This window comes from Pseudomonas sp. B23(2017), from assembly GCF_002113725.1.
GTDB classification, from domain to species: Bacteria; Pseudomonadota; Gammaproteobacteria; order Pseudomonadales; family Pseudomonadaceae; genus Aquipseudomonas; species Aquipseudomonas putida_Z.
In genome coordinates this window covers 108,745-125,680 of sequence record NZ_NEJM01000009.1, presented here as the reverse complement: position 1 = coordinate 125,680, position 16,936 = coordinate 108,745, and the positions used below count along the sequence as shown (strand labels likewise).

Sequence of the window (16,936 nt, the reverse complement as noted above, 5' to 3'; positions counted from 1 at the left end):
AAGGGCGGCCCGTCGTTCAGGCAGGCATCAGCACGCCTTTGGCGATGGTGTTGCGCTGGATCTCGCTGGTGCCGGTAAGGATACGCATCATCCGCGTGGCGCGGAAAATCCACTCCACCGGATGGCCCTGCATCAGCCCGGCACCGCCGTGCACCTGCACCGCCTTGTCGGCGATGCGGAAGGCCGCCTCGGATACGAACAGCTTGCACATCGGCGCCTGGGTGCGGATATCGCCCCCTGCGTCGTTCACCTGGGCCGTGGCGTAGACCATGCTTCGCGCAGCGTGCAGCTCGGTGGCCATGTCGGCGATCATGTGGTTGACCGCCTGGAACATGGCGATCGGCTGGCCGAACTGCTTGCGGCTGCGTGCATGCTCGATCGACAAGTTCAGCGCCAGGCCGGCCATCCCCAGCAGGGTCGGGCAATGCAGCAGACGGTTGAGGGTGATGCGCCCCATGGCCAGTTTGAACCCCTGTCCCTCTTCACCGATCAGGTTGGCCGCGGGCACGCGCACCTGGTCAAGCACGATGTCGCCGTGGGCACCGCCACCGGACATCACCGAGTAATCGCTGTCAATTCGCACACCCGGCGCGTTGAGGTCGACGAAGAACGCCGAAATGCCCTGGGCGCCCTTCCCCGGCCCGGTCACCGCCAGCAGCACCGCCAGGTCGGCGTAGGAGGCGCCAGAGATGTAACGCTTGCAGCCGCTGAGCACATAGTGGTCGCCGTCGCGGCGCGCCTGGGTAGTAATGGCGGTGGCATCGGAACCTGCCTCGGCTTCGGTCAGGGCAAAGCACACGGCCTTTTCAGCGCGGCACACTGGCTTGAGAAAGGTCTCGACCTGGTAGGGGCTGGCCACCTTGAACAGGTGGCCGACGCGCGGTGGCCCCGACAGCTCGCCCAACACGTGTGAGGCAAGCATCGAGCCTGTCAGCATCGTGGCCTCCTTCACCGCGCAAAGGTCGGCCACGTTCAGGCCGGCTCCGCCCATGCTTTCGGGCAGCATGACGGTGTACAGGCCCTGCTCGCTGGAAAGTTTCCACACCTGCCGCAGCACCGGCTGGGGGTGCGGGCGCGCCCAGTCCAGCTGTGCCTGCTGTTCCAGCGGGCGTACCTGATCGCGGACGAAACCCTCGATCGCTTCGATAATCTGCGCAGCCTTTGCACTGGGTTGATACATGGTGATGCTCCCGGGTCAGATACGACGTTCGCTGTGTTGCCAGTAGGTGTCCCGGACCAGGCGGCGCACCACCTTGCCATTGGGGTTTTTCGGCAGTTCGCTGACAAAGTCGACACCGCGCGGTTTCTTGAAACCGGCCAGCGCACGGCCGCAACGATCGATCAGCTCGGCGGCCTCCAGTTGCGCCCCGGGCTTGAGCACAACCACCGCGCGCACCGCTTCGCCCCACTGGGCGTCGGGCACGCCGACCACCGCCACCTCAAACACTTCGGGGAAACCGTAGATCACCTGCTCCACTTCGCTGGGGTACACGTTGAAACCGCCGGAAATGATCATTTCCTTCTTGCGATCGACGATGAACACGTACCCCTGGGCATCGACCGTCGCCAGGTCGCCGGTAAGGTAGTAACCGTCACGCATCACTTCGGCGGTGAGCGCTGGGGCGCGCCAGTAGCCCTGCATCACGTCGGGCCCTTTGACCACGATCTCGCCGACCTCACCCGGGGTCACATCCTCGAATGCCTCGTTGACCACCCGCAGGTCGGTCTCGAAGTAGCACCGCCCGCACGAGGCCAGGCGTTGATAATCGCCGTCTTCCACCAAATGGTCCTGCTCGGTCAACACCGTGACCAGCGAACAGGTTTCACCGGCCCCGTAACCTTGCGCGAGAATCGGCCCGAACAGTTCGATGGCCTTTTTCACCAGGGCAGGTGCCATGGGCGCGGCGCCGTACATGACCAGCTTCAGGCTCGACAGGTCGAAGCGTTCGACGCCGGGGTAATTGACCAGGCGGTTGATCATCGCCGGCACCAGGAACAGCCGCGTCACCCGTTCGCGCTGAATGGTCTCCAGCAACAGGCGGTCGTCATAACGATCGAGTAGCAGGTTGCAGGCGCCCACCGCCAGCAGCGGCATGATCTGCATACCGCTGGCATGGGTGATGGGCCCCACGTGGGCCATGACATCGCCTGGCCCGGAGCGCCGTGTGGGGCTGGCAATGCTCTTGCGCACCAGCGCCTTGCGGTTGCCGAACGACAGCATCGCAGCCTTGAGCACGCCGGAGCTGCCGGAGGTGTAATGCAGCACGGCCAGCGCATCGTCGGCCGGGTCCAGGCCCAGCGGTGCCTCACTGCCGCGCTCTAGTAACGCGGCATAACCCAGATCACCGCCCTCGTCTTCCAGCACGATCAGCTGGCGCAGCAGCGGTAACTCCGTGCGCCGCGCTGCCAGCGCCTGGGCAAAACTGGCATCGGTGATCAGTGCAACGCTGCAGGAGTCTTCCAGCACCCGCACCACTTCATCCACTGACAGCCGCGCATTGATCGGCACCTTGACCATCGCCGCCTTGTACAGCGCCACTTCAGCTTCGACCAGCTCCACGCGGTTGGCGGCGAGTATCGCCACATGCTCCCCGACACCCACGCCTAGCGTACCCAGCGCTGAGGCCAAGCGGTTGCTGCGGTGCTCCAGTTGGGCGTATGTGACGCGTGTCTGGCTGTCCGCCACGGCGATGTGGTCCGGCCAGTAGCGGGCACTTCGGGTAATGATCGTTCCAAGGTTCACGTTGTTGTTCTCGTCGACAGGAAGACATCGACGATGCTAATCAGGCGAACGCGTGCAGATGAAATACAAGATTCAGATGTGGGCCATACCTTTATTGGCTGGCGTAAGGCCCAGACATGTTGGGGCTGGCGATCGGTGACGCTAAAAGATAACTGGTTTCGTAAGCGCGACGCGTACTCTGTGGGAGCGGGTTTACCCGCGAAGCAGGCGCCGCGGTGGATGGCACCGGCCGTGCCGGTGTTCGCGGGTGAACCCGCTCCCACAATGATTGCTGTGGGGCAAAATGACCGCTACGGGTCGAAAGCGCCCTCGTATCTGCTCCGGTCTGACGTAACAACCAAACCGCTCGGGAATTTAGGTATGAAATAGATGAGCAGTTGATTTCGATAACCTTGTGCCCAACCGGTTGCGCCTGGCACTGGCGCTCCGCTGGCGGCCGGGTTCTACTCAAGCTCCAGGCTGTAACCCACCCCATATACCGACCTGAGCGGGTCATGTCCTGGAGTTACCCCTGACAGTTTGCGCCGTAAATTCTTCACGTGACTGTCTACGGTTCGGTCTGCGACCACGCGATGGTCTCGGTAGATGTGATTCATCAGTTGGTCGCGTGACAGCACTTGTCCCGGGCGAGCCGCCAGTGCCGCAAGCATGCGAAACTCTACCGGTGTCAGGTCCAGCGCCACCCCCATGTAGCGCGCCTGGAATGATCGAGAGTCGAGCTCCACGCCTAGGCTCGGTGCCTGCTGCCCGCTACGGCGCAACACGGCCTTGACCCGTGCGACTAACTCGCGTGGTGAGAACGGCTTGCAGATGTAGTCGTCGGCGCCCAGCTCCAAGCCCAGCAGGCGGTCGATCTCGTCGACCCTGGCGGTCATCATGATCAATGGCATCTGGCTGAAGCCGCGCAGCTCGCGGCAGATATCCAGGCCATCGCGACCGGGCAGCATCAGGTCGAGCAGAATCAGGTCGTACTGGCCCTGGCGAATCGCCGGGATCACCGCCAGGCCGTCCTCTTGGTGGTCGACGCGGTAGCCACCGGCGCGCAGGTAATCGCCCACCAGCGCGGCGAGCTTGGGTTCATCTTCCACCAACAGAATCTGGCTCATGCCTGATCTCCGGCAACCGGAAGCGTGAGTGACAACAGCAAGCCGCCCAAGGCCGAGGCTTTGGCCGTCAGCTTGCCACCGTGTACTTCGGCGATGCCACGGCAGATTGCCAGGCCCAGGCCGGTGCCCCCACTGGCACGGTTACGCGAACGCTCGGCGCGGTAGAAACGCTCGAACAGACGCGCCAGGGATGCACTGTCCACGCCGGGGGCGGTGTCCTCGCATTGCACCAGCACTTGGTCGCCGTCCTGGAATGCGCGCAGCACCGTGTGGCCGCCCGCATCGGTATAACGGCGACTGTTTTCCAGCAGGTTGTGCAGCAACTGGCCCAGGCGTGACTCATCGCCCAGCACCCACAGCGGTTCTTCCGGCAACTCCAGGCGCAACGCCAGGCCACGCTCGGCAAAACCGGCCTGGAAGGCATCGGCCACCACCGGCAGCAGCACCCGCAGGTCGATACGTTCGCGACGATAGGTCGGTCCACCTACTTCGGTCAACGACAGGTCGAACAGGTCGTCGACCAGCTTGCTCAGCGACCCGACTTCGCCTTGCAGCGAGCGCAGACCGTTGCTATCGACCGGGCGAATGCCATCTTCCATGGCTTCGAGTTCGGCCCGCATCACCGCCAGCGGCGTGCGCAGCTCGTGGGAAATATCGGCCATGAAGTCGCGGCGCAGGCGCTCGTTGCTCGCCAGCGTGGCGGCCATGCGGTTGAAATCGACGGCCAATTGCCCAGCTTCGTCTGCCGAACGCACCGGCAGCTGGATTTCATAATCACCCGCAGCCAGGCGATGGGTGGCACTGGCCACTTCACGGATCGGGCGCAGCAAGGCACGGCTAAGCCACCAGGCGATCACACCCGTGGCCAACAGGCAGGCCAGACCTATCAGCAGGCTGGAGCGCAGCTGGTTCAGCTGGAAGCGGCGGTCACCCACGCTGGTCACCGACTGCAGCGGCGCAAGAGCCATCCAGCCGACCAGCTGTTCTTGATGCCTGATCGGGCGCAGCAGCATTTCACTGCTAGGCCCCTGGTAGCCGATGATCGGCCGGCGCTGGGCATCGAGCAGGGCGAAGCGCACGAACGCGCCAGTCAGGTCGGAGACCGTCAGCAAGCTGGGGTCGAAAGTCTTGTCCGGCTGGATATCGTCCGGGCGCAGCAGTTCGAACCACTGGTCCTTGTCGCGACGGATGAAGTCCCAGCTGCCATTACGCGCATAGGCCTGCTCGACCCGCGGCACGATGCGATCCATGCGCTCCTCGGCTTGCTGATTGAGGTAGCCGAGAAAGCCATACTTCAAGCTTAAGTAGGCGGCGAACACCATGCCCAACACGGCGAAAGTGCAGACCAAGAGCATCGCGAAGAAAAACTTGTGCGAAAGGCTGACTTTCATGGCTCCGCCGGTGAATTGGAATTGCCACCATTGAAGCGTGCCAACTCCAGTGCCGCAAGGCGCGCAGGCCAATCTCCATCCTTTCTGCACATTTGCTGCACAATTCCCACGCACGCTTGGGCCATCTGAATCAATTGGGTCGGAGCCTGCGATGCATACGTTATTCCACTCCCTGTTCTATACACGATCACCTTGGTCCCGGGCGCTACTGCTTGGCGCCGGCCTGCTTGTCCTGGGAGGTTGCGGTGAAACCGAAACCGCTGCAGCCCTTGCTCCTGTACAGGAAGTGGCGGTGCATGAAGTGACAACCGCCGCCCAGGCCCTGACCACCACCCTGCCCGGTCGCGCCAGCGCCCACCTGATTGCCGAGATCCGTCCGCAAGTTGGCGGCATCATTCAGAAACGTCTGTTCAATGAGGGTGACACGGTCAAGGCCGGCCAGGCGCTGTACCAGATTGACCCGCAGTCCTACCAGGCCACCTTGGCACAGGCCAAGGCCACCGTCAGCTCGGCCAGAGCCACGCTGCGGGCTGCCGAACTCAAAGCCAAGCGTGATGCTCAACTGGTGAAGCTCGACGCAATCAGTGCCGAAGACAACGAAAGCGCCCAGTCGGCCTTGCTCGAGGCCCGTGCCAGCCTGCAGTCTGCCTTGGCAGAGCAGCGTACCGCACAGATCAACCTCGACTACACCCGCATCAACGCACCGATCGATGGCCGCACAGCCACTTCCTCGGTCACCCCTGGCGCACTGGTCACTGCCGAACAGACCACGGCCCTCACCACGGTACAGCAACTCGATCCGATCTACGTCGACTTCACCCAGCCGAGCAGCACCCTGCTACGCCTCAAGCGCGAACTGGCCGAAGGCAAGCTGGCACGCAGCGGGCAGGCGGATGCCGCTCGTGTGACCCTGGAACTTGAAGATGGGAGCGCCTACGCCCATGCCGGCACCCTCACCTTCAACGGCGTCAGCGTTGACCAAAGCACCGGCAGTGTGACGTTCCGCGCAGTGGTGCCCAATCCCGACGGCCTGCTGATGCCGGGCATGTACATCAAGGCAACGTTGCAGGAAGGCGTACAGAACGACGCTATTTTGGTACCGCAGCAGGCCGTCAGCCGTGACGAGCGCGGTAGCGCCACCGCCCTGGTAGTGGTCGATGGCAAGGTAGAACAGCGTGAGCTGACGTTGGCCCGTGCTGTGGACAACCGTTGGTGGGTCAGTCACGGCCTGGCAGCTGGCGACAAGGTCATCATGGAGGGTTTGCAAAAGGTGCGTGTTGGCCAACAGGTGCAGGTGCAGAACACCCCCCTGACCGCTCACAACGATAGCAACTGAGGCCCATCCCATGGCACGTTTTTTCATCGACCGGCCAATCTTCGCCTGGGTCATCGCCATCCTGATCATGCTTGGCGGTGGCCTGGCCATCTTCGAACTGCCGCTGGCGCAGTATCCCAACATCGCCCCGCCGCAGATCAGCCTCAACGCCACCTACACAGGCGCGTCGGCCAAGACAATGGAAGATTCGGTGACCCAGGTCATCGAACAGCAGATGACCGGCCTCGACGGCCTCACCTACATGTCCTCCACCAGCAGCTCGTCCGGCAGCGCCAAAATCACCCTGACATTCGAGGCCGGCACGGATGTAAATACTGCGCAAATGCAGGTGCAGACCAAGCTGGAGCAGGCCAAGGCGCGCCTGCCCGATACCGTGCAGCAGCAGGGTATCCAGATCAACAATTCGGCCAGCGACTTCCTCATCATCGTATCCCTGGTATCGGACAGCCCTGATGTGACCGCCACCGACATCAGTGACTTCATCTCCAGCACCTTGTATGACCAGATCAGCCGGGTCAGCGGCGTCGGCGATGTGACCACCCTCGGTTCGAGCTACGCCATGCGCATCTGGCTCGACCCGGACAAGCTCAAGCAATTCGCGCTGATGCCCTCGGACATCAGCGGCGCGCTGGAAGCGCAGAACGTCGACACCTCGGCCGGCCAGTTGGGCACTCTGCCTGCCCGCGCCGGCCAGCAGCTCAACGCCACCATCAACGCCCGCAGCAAGCTACAGACCGCCGCGCAGTTCCGCGACCTGGTTCTCAAGTCCAACAGTGCCGGCGCTATGGTGACTCTGGCCGACGTGGCCCGGGTAGAGCTGGGCAGCGAAAGCTACGACGTGGTCGCCGAGCACAATGGCCGGCCTTCCGGCGGCCTTGCGGTGAGCCTGGCCACCGGTGCCAACGCGCTGGACGTTTCTGAAGCGGTGCAAGCCAAGTTGGCCGAACTGGAGCAGTTCTTCCCTAGCAAGCTGCAACTGCGTAGCGAGGTGGCCTACAACACCGCGCCGTTCGTGAAGATTTCCATCGAGGAGGTGGTCAAGACCCTGTTCGAAGCCATCGCCCTGGTGGTGCTGATCATGTACCTGTTCATGCAGAACCTGCGCGCCACGCTGATCCCCGCCATTGCCGTACCAGTGGTTTTGCTCGGCACCTTCGGCGTATTGGCGATGCTCGGCTACTCGATCAACACGTTGACCATGTTCGGCATGGTGCTGGCGATCGGCTTGTTGGTTGACGATGCCATCGTGGTGGTGGAGAACGTCGAGCGCATCATGACCGAAAAAGGCCTGTCGCCGCGTGAGGCGACCCGCCAGTCGATGGGCGAGATCAGCGGCGCGTTGATCGGTATTGCCGTGGTGCTCTCGGCAGTATTCATCCCGATGGCCTTCTTCGGCGGCTCAACCGGGATCATCTACCGTCAGTTTTCGGTAACCCTGGTAGCAGCCATGGCCTTGTCTGTCCTGGTGGCGATGACCCTGACCCCGGCCCTCTGTGCCACCCTGCTCAAGCCGGTGACGGCCCACGGTACAACGCAGCGTGGCTTCTTCGGCTGGTTCAACCGTACCTTCGACCGTACCTCACAGCGCTACCAGCGCGGTGTCGGCAATGTACTTGCGCGTCCGCTGCGCGGCCTGCTGGTCTACGTACTGCTGCTGGGTGGCGTGGCGCTGATGTTCGAGAAACTGCCCACGGCTTTTCTGCCTGAGGAAGACCAGGGCATGCTGATGATGCAGATGACCCTGCCGGTGGGCGGCACCGACGAGCGCTTGCAAGCGGTCAACCGCCAGGTTCAGGAATACATACTGCAACAACCGGAGGTGGCGTCGATCCTCACTGTGCGCGGCCTGGGTACCGGCGGTAACGCACAGAATTCGGGGCGAGCCTTCATCAAACTCAAGGACTGGAGCGAACGCCAGGGCGACGAACACAGCGCCACAGCGGTGGCACGAAGGGCCAACATGGCGCTGGCAAAGATCCTCGATGCCAATGTGTTCGTCATAGCCCCACCGGCTATCCAAGGCTTGGGGCAGAGCTCAGGCTTCGATGTGCGGTTGCAGGACCTGGCTGGCCTCGGTCACGCCGAGCTGCTCAAGGCCCGCGATCAGTTCCTTACCTTGGCGGCCAAAGACGCGCGCCTGGCCAACGTTCGTGCTCAGGGGCTGGAAGACACGCCCCAGCTGAACGTCGCCATCGACGACCGCAAGGCCGGTGCCATGGGTGTTTCAGCCAGCGATATCAATGACACCCTCAGCACCGTGATGGGCGGCAGTTACGTTAACGACTTCGTCGACGCCGGCCGGGTGAAGAAAGTCTACCTGCAGGGCGAGGCCGACAAGCGCATGCTGGCAGAGGATATCGGCGCCTGGTATGTGCGCAACGACAGTGATGCCATGGTGCCGTTGTCGGCATTCACCAACACCTCATGGAGCACCGCTTCGCCGTTACTGGAGCGCTTCAATGGCTTCGGCTCGTACGAACTGGTAGGTGAGCCGGCCAGTGGCGTGAGCTCCGGCGAGGCCATGACGGCAGTCGAGCAGATCATGGCGCAATTGCCTGACGGTATCGGCTACGCCTGGGCTGGGCAGTCATACCAGGAACGTATGGCGGGTACCCAAGCCCCCCTGCTGTATGCCATCTCGATCATGTTCGTGTTCCTGTGCCTGGCGGCGCTGTACGAAAGCTGGTCGGTGCCCTTTGCGGTGATGCTGGTGGTGCCGGTGGGGATCCTTGGCGCGCTGCTGCTGACGGGCCTGCGCGGCCTGGCCAACGATGTCTACTTCCAGGTCGGGTTGCTGACCACGGTGGGTTTGACGGCGAAAAACGCCATTCTGATCGTCGAGTTCGCCAAAGAAGGATACGAGCGCGGCCAGGACCTCATCACTGCCATCCTGGAGGCCGTGCGCATTCGCCTGCGGCCAGTACTGATGACCTCGCTGGCATTCATCCTTGGCGTACTGCCGCTGGCACTGAGCAGCGGCGCCGGGGCCGGTGGACGAAAAGCAATTGGCACCGGCGTGCTGGGTGGCATGCTCGCCGCCACCCTGCTTGGCCTGTTCTTCATCCCGTTGTTTTATGCCCTTGTGCAGCGCTTGGCCGGCCGAGGCGCCAGCACTGTCGATACTGTTGCAGGAGAAGCGTGATGCGTCTGTCCCCCTTGTTGCTGGCGCTGGTTCTTACTGGCTGCGTAAACCTCGCACCCGACTACCAGCGCCCGGCAGCACCGGTAGCCGAGCAGTGGCCAGCCGCCACCAGCGCAAGCACCACGAGCGCCGATATCAACTGGAAATCGCTGTTCACCGATGCCCGCCTACGCGATACCGTGGCGCTGGCGTTGACCAACAACCGCGACCTGCGCGTGGCCGCATTGAATGTCGAATACCAGCGGGCGCAGTACCGCATCCAGCGCGCCGAGCTGTTTCCGGCAGTTTCGGCAACTGCCGAAGGTACCCGACAGCGCAGCGTGACCAACGGCAGCTCGGCGGTCAGCAGCCAGTACAGCGTCGGCCTGGGCGTCAGCAGCTATGAGCTGGACCTGTTTGGCCGCATGGGTAACCTCAAGGATGCTGCGCTGGAGCAGTACCTTTCGCTGGAGCAAACTCGCCGCAGCACGCAGCTCAGTCTGGTAGCCGAGGTCGCGACGGCCTGGATGACCCTGGCCGCCGACCAGCAACTGCTCAAGCTGGCAAATGACACCTATGCCAGCCAGCAGAAAACCTACACTCTGGTGCAGCAGAGCCATGGACTGGGCGGCGAGTCCGGGGTGAGCCTGGCGCAAGCGCGCAGTACAGTCGAGTCCGCCCGGGCCGATGCGGCCAATTATGCCAGCCAGGTCGAGCAGGACCGTAACGCCCTCGAACTGCTGGTCGGCGAACGCCTGAGCGACACGCTGCTGCCAGGCGACCAGCCATTCGATACCACACTGCTGGTGGGCGTGCCGCAGGGCCTGCCCTCGAGCCTGCTGCAGCGTCGCCCGGACGTTTTGGCCGCTGAGCATTCACTGAAGGCGGCCAATGCTGATATCGGCGCGGCTCGGGCTGCGTTTTTCCCGAGCATTACCCTTACCGCCAGCGGCGGCACCGCCAGCAGCGAGCTGTCCGGGTTGTTCAAAGACGGCAGTGGCGCATGGAGCTTCGCCCCCTCGATCAACCTGCCGATCTTCAACGCAGGCAGCAATCGGGCCAGTCTGGATGCAGCCAAGGTCAACAGCAAAATCGAAGTGGCGACCTACGAGAAGACGATCCAGACCGCGTTCAGCGAAGTGGCCGATGCGCTGTCAGTGCGTGGTCATATCAATGAGCGCCTTGATGCCCAGCGCAGCCTGACCGACGCTACCGACACCGCTTATCAGCTCTCGTTGGCCCTATACAAGGAAGGCTCGGAAAGCTTTATGGACGTACTCGACGCCCAGCGCTCTTTGTATTCGGCGCAGCAGTCGCTGATCAACCTGAAACTGACAGAACAGACCAACCGGGTGACCTTGTACAAAACACTTGGTGGCGAATGGGGCAAACGGTGAAAAATCCAGTTGATACAAGCCCGATGATGCCCCCATCTGCTCTCGACATCGTTCAGAAAGAGCAATGTGTAGGCGGCCAATTTTCAGCCCCGCCCATCCAGCTATCGACTCGAAGCGGACATCTGTAATCGGGGCCGCTTCGCGGCCCATCGCCGGCAAGCGCGGCTCCCACAAGTACAGCGCATGCCTGAAGGCTGGTGATATTCCTGTGGGAGCCGGCTTGCCGGCGATGAGGCCTGCACTGACTACAGAGCTTTGGATCAGTGTTCGCTTTGGGTCGAAAACGGTCACCCACGACCGGCTGCTTTCGACCCATTGCGGGCATTCATCAGAGGCTATAATACAGCACCAACTCACCAACAACTGCCTGCCCTACTCGTCGTCTTCCTCAATAAAGCTCGCAATCGCATCAAGGTGTGGTATTGGGAACGTCGACAGCCAATCTCTGCTTAGCGTTCGTGCGCCAGTCGCCATGAAGGCGAGAGCTGTAATTTCTCCACGCCGCGGCAGGGCGTGATAGAAGGCACGTGTCGGGCGCCCGAAGACCCTCGATAAGTGCTGCCCCTGCCTGAGGGCCTAAAGCATTGGTTAGGGGCCGTCAGCATCCTGCCCCGGGGCGACGGAATGCTGCATCCTCAAAATGAATTGCTGGGTCTCGGGCAATAGTTTCTGGAATACCTCGTCCAGTTCCGGGGCAATCTGGATATTCCCGCCTCGTAAACCCTGGGCAACCTGATCCTGGTAACGCTCAACAAAACGCTGCCGGATGTGCAGTGCCTCGGGGGTATCGTTGGCGACAAGTTCTTCAAGAACCCCTTGCATTGCTTGCATGAACACCAAGCTGCGCTTGTACTGCTGGTCTCGCAGCCTGGATTGCTCGAGCGCTGCTGCATAATGCTCATCCATGACCTCAACCCTTGCCTGCAACAGGTCATTGGTGCTCTGCAACGCCTCAAACGCTTTTGACATTCCAGTCGTCTGTCCGCCCTCGGCGTGCTTGCCCGCTTTCGCGACTTGGGAGAGTTGTTGGTACATCAGGTCAATCATTGTCTCCTGGCGCTCGACAACGGCCCTGAGCTGCACTGCCTCCTCGAAATACTGCCGTAGATGCCCCCTCAGCGGCTCCAGTTTTTCATTGGCGCACGCCGCCCCCGCATCCCAGCCTTGCGAGTAGCCGTGGGAATGCCCTTCATAGAAACCCTCCTTGCGCCCTTCTTGCCGCCCCTGGCTGCGCCCGACATGCAAGTTGGAGATCGCATGGTCCAGGGACCCGGTATAACCGCCATCCAGGCCGCCACCGCGCCTGCCCGCACCCCAGTTGTGATCCATCTGCCACCTCCTTTGATCCGACTGTCGTTAGCATGCCCACCGGCGAAGTCTGGCACAGGGTGGCGGATTAATGTCAGCGTCGTACAGCGCTCGGAATCGGGCAGCATTGGTGTGGGTAGCCTTGGGCTGGCCATGTCCTTGTTGCTGCCAGTACCATCTAAGTGCGCCGTGACGTGCAATGAATCACTCATGCCGTGTCCCTATGAACATACGTCGGATCAGTCCGCATTCAACTTCAGAATGTGCTCACGTATTGCAAACCCGGCCTGGTCGATGAGTGGTTCCCAGAACTCACGCCCCCTGGCCATGAGTGGCGAGCCTCGCAAAGCGTCCGCCGAAGCATGCAGTGCAAGCACTCCGAACTCTTCAGCCATGCTGGTGACGCAGCGCTTACGCCTGTCCAGGTTGTCATACGGTTTCTCATACCACGTCGCGATCTGGAACTCGACACCCTGCTTTTCGAACTTGGCGTACAGATGAGAGACCAGTGCAATGATGGTTTCTCGAATCAGGCCAGGGTCAACACCCTGCGCTTCCAGGAAAGCCTGAGTAGCAATCTGGGCAACCGCAGACAGATCTTCGTGGGTATAGCCAGACATCGGCGGAAAAACGCCATCCGGCAATTCCATCTCGGCACCTGAGTCGTGGCAGGTATTTTCATCATCTTGCATGAAGGGCACCAGAGCAGTTCAGCTCATGAAAATGAATGTCGAAAAATTGCAGTTGAACACATGCAGCCCGTGCTGGGCGAGTACGGCCAGGCTTACCCAGCGCTCGTAACGTCGGTCGAGGGCTCCATCCTGGCTCGCGAGTTTGCCCACTAAAGTGCCGCACAGCAGGCTGACGTCAGCCAAGACTGGCTGAACGCTGCCGATATACCCACCACAGGGATCATCGAGTCAGCCGCAGACGACATCTGGAACATGAACCCCTAGCCAGAAATGCAGGCACAAAACCGACAACAGCCGGTGAATTCAAGCGCTATCGCGAAGCAGTCTTGAACTGCCGGGTGCTGTCCTTGCACCCCATGGATGCAACCGTGAACAATACCTCATAGCGCGTGTACGAACTTGCATCAATGCTCGATGGCCTGGGCCCTTTATCAACAGTTTTGCTATATGCGAGCACCGCATCGCACGCGATAGCATCCACGACCTGGTTACCGACACGTGCCGCACGCTGGCGCATACCCAGCTCGAACCCCGCATCATCCAGAACAACCGGCGTACGCGCTGGCGTGGTCGCCAATGCAGCGTAAGTCCCCTGGGATTCCCCCAGCAAACGTACGGAAATCGTGATGCCACCACCGCTCTCGATCCGCGGGTAGCCGGCAAACCGTGCAGTGAACTTATCCTTAGCCGCCAACTGGTTTACCGTGCGACTCACCACTTTGGACCAGTACTCATTTGGCGGATTTGAAGGATCATATGCTGGCGCTCCTCGATCATAGGACTTGCCCGCCATCCTGAGCTGCTCCTGGCGCAAGAAGTAGCTGGAGCGGCACCTGTTGCTGATCTGCGCGTCCAGCGGCCGACCAGACTTTGCGCTGTAAAGCAAAGCGGATGCGCATTGCAGCTCGAACTGCCCATTGAGGTACAGTGGCTCACCGGTCCCCAGCGGGCTTATAGTGGGGATAAGGTTGACCGCCTCCCCACCTGCACCACCCGCAACCCCGGTCACAAGGGCATTAGGCATCATCGAGGTCAGAGAACTGACAGCCTCGTCCGAAAAGCGAATCTTGGTGGTGCCGTCCGGCATCTGCTCGGTGGTTACACAGCCCGCCATTGCCGCAGTCGCCAGCAGGAGCAGGATGAGTTTGTACTTGGTCATGCTTGTGTCCTTACTTAAAATATCTAACCAATTTATGAACCCCACCTGCCCACAAGGTGAGCTATTAGTTTACCGTGGCATTACTGGCTTACAGTTTCACGGCAACAACGCTTCGAAGTCACCAACTGTTGACGCATGCGGCAACTGTTTCAGTGCGTAGCTCAGCCACGCATAGGGGGCGCGGCTCGACCCATTGAAACTCGCATGGACGTGACGGTGTTAGTCCAGACCGACTCAATACGCATGACGCTGAGGTTGCCTGAGCATCACGCAAGCAAAGGGCGAAGGAAGGTTCTCTCGTAGCTCACGATGAACTTCAATTCGGACGCTTCCTCAACCAAACGTAAACATTCAGGATCGACTGCGGCTTCTTGCCGATATCGTTCGTAGTCGGCAAGGCCGGAGAAGCTAAAGAGGCAATACGCGACGTTATTTGCTCCTTCAGCCGGTAGGAAGTAGCCGTGATGCTGGCCACCCATTCGGGTTACTACTGGAATCCAAGAGCGGGAATAGCGTTCGAACGCATTGATCTGATAGGGGTCGATGATGTACCGGACATGACAGGTGATCATGAAATCGTTCCTTGATTTGGGATCGCCATTTTAGGGGGCGACGACGACGGGTCAAGAGCAAAGGCGATCGCTCACGTGCGGATGTGATTCTTTAGTCGCTCTTGGTTTGGTACCTAGAATGGCTGCAAAGGGTCGATAGCGGTCGGTCGCGGATGGCTGCTAACGACCCATAGCTGCCACTCGTGGTAAACGAATCCCGATGCCAGCCCCTCACGGTAGCCCCAGGAGAAATAAACACTATGGACTGTGTAGCAATCGTGCTTCTTGGCATGTGGCTTTACGCCATCGGGACACTTATCACATTGCCGTGCAAGATCTTCGGCATGAAGCGGCGATCCCAGGACATTCGGGCCTTTCTGACGCGGCGGCGACTTCTCTTTCTTGGCTGGCTCTACCTGATCACTGCACCGCTGGTAGGATTGGTCATCTTGGGCATTAGTGGCGCCGGGATAAGCGGCAGCAACGCATCGGGCGTGTCCGATACGCTTGTAGTTCTTAGCTGGCTGAATCTATGGACGTTTCTGGTGGCCGGCTGCTTTGCCTTGAGCGGCGCCTACCTATGGCGGCGCTGCTGATAACTCAAGTGAGTGCTGCCTAAAACGGAGGCACTCTCTGCGACCCGCCTGAGTTCATTCAGCCTCAGCGCACGATGAGTTCGTCAGGGAAATAAACTCCCATAGAGTCGTTGGTACGTATTCCTAGCACCCCACCGGCCATGCTCTGCACCACCGTCTGCCCGCCCTCGATGAGCGTTCCAGTACGTCGATCCTGAGCTTGTGCGTCCGGTGGCAGGCTAAACAGCATCTGGCCCTGATCAAAGCTGACCTGGATATCGGCCGGATAGTGAATAGCGCCGAAGTTGAAGGGCTGGTTTGCGGAGCCTCGCCACCAGCGCCCGTCCCCATATGGGCGATCCAGCATCATGCTCAGTGAGCGCAGTTCGATCCCCAGTAGCTTGACCGGGCTTTGCTCGGACCTAGCCTCCCAACCCGTGGTACTTGAGAACACCTCTACCGGGCCAGGCCAGACAATACCGCCCAGCTCGGTACCTGGCGCCAGCGTGCATTGGTGCATTTTCCACTTGGAAAACATGAAATGAGCACCGAATGGAAAGCGGAACTCTACCTCCCCTGGCGCACATTTCCATCCTGCCAGGTCATGGGCCGACAGCGTCTCGACCGTCGCGAAACCGTGGCCCTGCGCCAGTTTCAGACGGCGCACAGGCATGCCCATGATGTTACCTGGCGTGCGGTCGAAATCAGCATGATCCAGGCTCTGCATGCCATAGGGCACGGGATCGCCGGACAGGTCATTGAAAGGCTCCAGGTTTTGCAGGTGGACCTGCGTACCAGCCGGAAGCACCAGGTCACCGAGCACTTCCTCGTGTTTGAGACGGGGATTGTGCGAACGCCAATCCTGCCAGAGGCTGTTGGTGGACTCGATGTAAGGCACACTGCCGCCTGCCAGCAACATCAGCAACAAACCGAACCTCCAGCGCCGCGCCACCATATAACGACGGCTTCGCGGAATCAGCAGGGCGATCAGGCCGGCGATGAAAAGCCAGAGAAAAACTTCGGAAAAGATGTAGATCATGTAGCCGAGCAACATGAGCGGCATATCGACAGGAATCATGGACGTCCTTGTGAGTCCTGATGCAGGCCGCGCAGAATAAACCAGCTCACACTGATGCACCACGCCCGGCTCTTGAAATCGGATGTATGCTGCCAGTGCGCCCCGATTGAGCTTCATCGCCACGGACGACAACCAAATCACAAGGGAATGTATGCTTGCAAAAATTCTGCTGCTTGTAATCGTGTTATCTCTAGGCGGCTGCTTCAGCACTATTGGCCACATGAGTGGGGAACGCTGCGTTTATCACGGCACACGTGCATCCTGGGCCTGGGCAAATCACCCAGACACATTGAGCAGTTGGCCATTTCTGATCGATACGCCGTTTTCTTTTGCGCTGGACACCCTCTTGCTGCCCTACGACCTTACGGCCTTTCTACCTGATAGCATGGGTGGCGACCGAAGCGAATGCGTGATCAAAGGTGGGTTGAACGTCATTATGTAATCAGCCCCTTTAATCGCGAACACGGGCGAAGCCCGTG

Annotated in this window: 14 protein-coding genes and 1 pseudogene; 5 read left to right on the top strand and 10 right to left on the bottom strand. The window is 60.7% G+C overall.

What is annotated here, in order from left to right:
• Positions 1-16: 16 nt before the first annotated feature.
• The 4 genes from CAG46_RS16220 to CAG46_RS16200 form a co-directional block, all read right to left on the bottom strand.
• A complete protein-coding gene (locus CAG46_RS16220) occupies positions 17-1,180 on the bottom strand; it encodes an acyl-CoA dehydrogenase family protein (RefSeq protein WP_085616236.1) in 1,164 nt (387 codons plus the stop codon).
• Positions 1,181-1,195: 15 nt separating this feature from the next.
• Positions 1,196-2,743: an AMP-binding protein gene (locus tag CAG46_RS16215; RefSeq protein WP_085616234.1), complete on the bottom strand. Its 1,548-nt coding sequence runs from the start codon at positions 2,741-2,743 to the stop codon at positions 1,196-1,198.
• Positions 2,744-3,186: 443 nt separating this feature from the next.
• Complete coding sequence (locus CAG46_RS16205) at positions 3,187-3,849, bottom strand: response regulator (protein ID WP_085616232.1); 663 nt, start codon at positions 3,847-3,849, stop codon at positions 3,187-3,189.
• Positions 3,846-5,240, bottom strand: a complete 1,395-nt coding sequence (locus CAG46_RS16200; RefSeq protein ID WP_085616230.1) for an ATP-binding protein — start codon at positions 5,238-5,240, stop codon at positions 3,846-3,848. Before CAG46_RS16200 ends, CAG46_RS16205 begins: the two co-directional genes overlap by 4 nt.
• A gap of 151 nt (positions 5,241-5,391) precedes the next feature.
• Between CAG46_RS16200 and CAG46_RS16195 the strand changes: the two genes are divergently transcribed.
• Genes CAG46_RS16195 through CAG46_RS16185 form a run of 3 tightly spaced genes read left to right on the top strand, consistent with a single transcriptional unit; the run spans position 5,392 to position 11,094 of the window.
• Positions 5,392-6,576 carry an efflux RND transporter periplasmic adaptor subunit gene (locus tag CAG46_RS16195; protein ID WP_085616228.1) on the top strand — a complete coding sequence of 395 codons (1,185 nt, stop codon included), beginning with the start codon at positions 5,392-5,394 and terminating at the stop codon, positions 6,574-6,576.
• A gap of 10 nt (positions 6,577-6,586) precedes the next feature.
• On the top strand, positions 6,587-9,718 hold the full coding sequence (locus CAG46_RS16190; protein WP_085616226.1) for an efflux RND transporter permease subunit: 3,132 nt from the start codon (positions 6,587-6,589) through the stop codon (positions 9,716-9,718).
• Positions 9,718-11,094 carry an efflux transporter outer membrane subunit gene (locus CAG46_RS16185; protein ID WP_085616224.1) on the top strand — a complete coding sequence of 459 codons (1,377 nt, stop codon included), beginning with the start codon at positions 9,718-9,720 and terminating at the stop codon, positions 11,092-11,094. The genes CAG46_RS16190 and CAG46_RS16185 overlap by 1 nt, the downstream gene beginning before the upstream one ends.
• A gap of 588 nt (positions 11,095-11,682) precedes the next feature.
• On the opposite strand, the gene CAG46_RS16180 is transcribed toward CAG46_RS16185, so the two are convergent.
• The 5 genes and pseudogenes from CAG46_RS16180 to CAG46_RS16160 form a co-directional block, all read right to left on the bottom strand.
• Positions 11,683-12,423 carry a hypothetical protein gene (locus tag CAG46_RS16180; protein WP_085616222.1) on the bottom strand — a complete coding sequence of 247 codons (741 nt, stop codon included), beginning with the start codon at positions 12,421-12,423 and terminating at the stop codon, positions 11,683-11,685.
• Positions 12,424-12,641: 218 nt separating this feature from the next.
• Complete coding sequence (locus CAG46_RS16175) at positions 12,642-13,094, bottom strand: hypothetical protein (protein ID WP_085616220.1); 453 nt, start codon at positions 13,092-13,094, stop codon at positions 12,642-12,644.
• Positions 13,095-13,404: 310 nt separating this feature from the next.
• The gene (locus CAG46_RS16165; protein WP_085616218.1) at positions 13,405-14,253 is read right to left on the bottom strand and encodes a hypothetical protein; all 849 of its coding nucleotides are present in this window, start codon (positions 14,251-14,253) and stop codon (positions 13,405-13,407) included.
• 96 nt (positions 14,254-14,349) lie between these two features.
• Positions 14,350-14,457 (bottom strand): annotated as a pseudogene (locus tag CAG46_RS29110) (transposase domain-containing protein); the annotation flags it as partial.
• Positions 14,458-14,519: 62 nt separating this feature from the next.
• A complete protein-coding gene (locus tag CAG46_RS16160; RefSeq protein ID WP_075045476.1) occupies positions 14,520-14,825 on the bottom strand; it encodes an NIPSNAP family protein in 306 nt (101 codons plus the stop codon).
• Between the two features lie 239 nt (positions 14,826-15,064).
• On the opposite strand from CAG46_RS16160, the gene CAG46_RS16155 reads away from it, so the two are divergent.
• Positions 15,065-15,400 (top strand): hypothetical protein, encoded by a 336-nt coding sequence (locus CAG46_RS16155; RefSeq protein WP_075045479.1) that lies wholly within the window; start codon positions 15,065-15,067, stop codon positions 15,398-15,400.
• Positions 15,401-15,464: 64 nt separating this feature from the next.
• Here CAG46_RS16155 and CAG46_RS16150 read toward each other — a convergent pair whose 3' ends face one another.
• Positions 15,465-16,457, bottom strand: coding sequence for a hypothetical protein (locus tag CAG46_RS16150; RefSeq protein WP_085616216.1), 993 nt, complete (start codon positions 16,455-16,457; stop codon positions 15,465-15,467).
• Positions 16,458-16,608: 151 nt separating this feature from the next.
• On the opposite strand from CAG46_RS16150, the gene CAG46_RS16145 reads away from it, so the two are divergent.
• Positions 16,609-16,899 carry a YceK/YidQ family lipoprotein gene (locus tag CAG46_RS16145; RefSeq protein WP_075046995.1) on the top strand — a complete coding sequence of 97 codons (291 nt, stop codon included), beginning with the start codon at positions 16,609-16,611 and terminating at the stop codon, positions 16,897-16,899.
• Positions 16,900-16,936 lie beyond the last annotated feature (37 nt).

Bases quoted from the DNA above. Each gene is read 5' to 3' on its own strand.
- CAG46_RS16220 (WP_085616236.1), bottom strand. From the start codon at position 1,180: ATGTATCAACCCAGTGCAAAGGCTGCGCAGATTATCGAAGCGATCGAG.
- CAG46_RS16205 (WP_085616232.1), bottom strand. From the start codon at position 3,849: ATGAGCCAGATTCTGTTGGTGGAAGATGAACCCAAGCTCGCCGCGCTG.
- CAG46_RS16200 (WP_085616230.1), bottom strand. From the start codon at position 5,240: ATGAAAGTCAGCCTTTCGCACAAGTTTTTCTTCGCGATGCTCTTGGTC.
- CAG46_RS16195 (WP_085616228.1), top strand. From the start codon at position 5,392: ATGCATACGTTATTCCACTCCCTGTTCTATACACGATCACCTTGGTCC.
- CAG46_RS16190 (WP_085616226.1), top strand. From the start codon at position 6,587: ATGGCACGTTTTTTCATCGACCGGCCAATCTTCGCCTGGGTCATCGCC.
- CAG46_RS16185 (WP_085616224.1), top strand. From the start codon at position 9,718: ATGCGTCTGTCCCCCTTGTTGCTGGCGCTGGTTCTTACTGGCTGCGTA.
- CAG46_RS16180 (WP_085616222.1), bottom strand. From the start codon at position 12,423: ATGGATCACAACTGGGGTGCGGGCAGGCGCGGTGGCGGCCTGGATGGC.
- CAG46_RS16175 (WP_085616220.1), bottom strand. From the start codon at position 13,094: ATGCAAGATGATGAAAATACCTGCCACGACTCAGGTGCCGAGATGGAA.
- CAG46_RS16165 (WP_085616218.1), bottom strand. From the start codon at position 14,253: ATGACCAAGTACAAACTCATCCTGCTCCTGCTGGCGACTGCGGCAATG.
- CAG46_RS16160 (WP_075045476.1), bottom strand. From the start codon at position 14,825: ATGATCACCTGTCATGTCCGGTACATCATCGACCCCTATCAGATCAAT.
- CAG46_RS16155 (WP_075045479.1), top strand. From the start codon at position 15,065: ATGGACTGTGTAGCAATCGTGCTTCTTGGCATGTGGCTTTACGCCATC.
- CAG46_RS16150 (WP_085616216.1), bottom strand. From the start codon at position 16,457: ATGATTCCTGTCGATATGCCGCTCATGTTGCTCGGCTACATGATCTAC.
- CAG46_RS16145 (WP_075046995.1), top strand. From the start codon at position 16,609: ATGCTTGCAAAAATTCTGCTGCTTGTAATCGTGTTATCTCTAGGCGGC.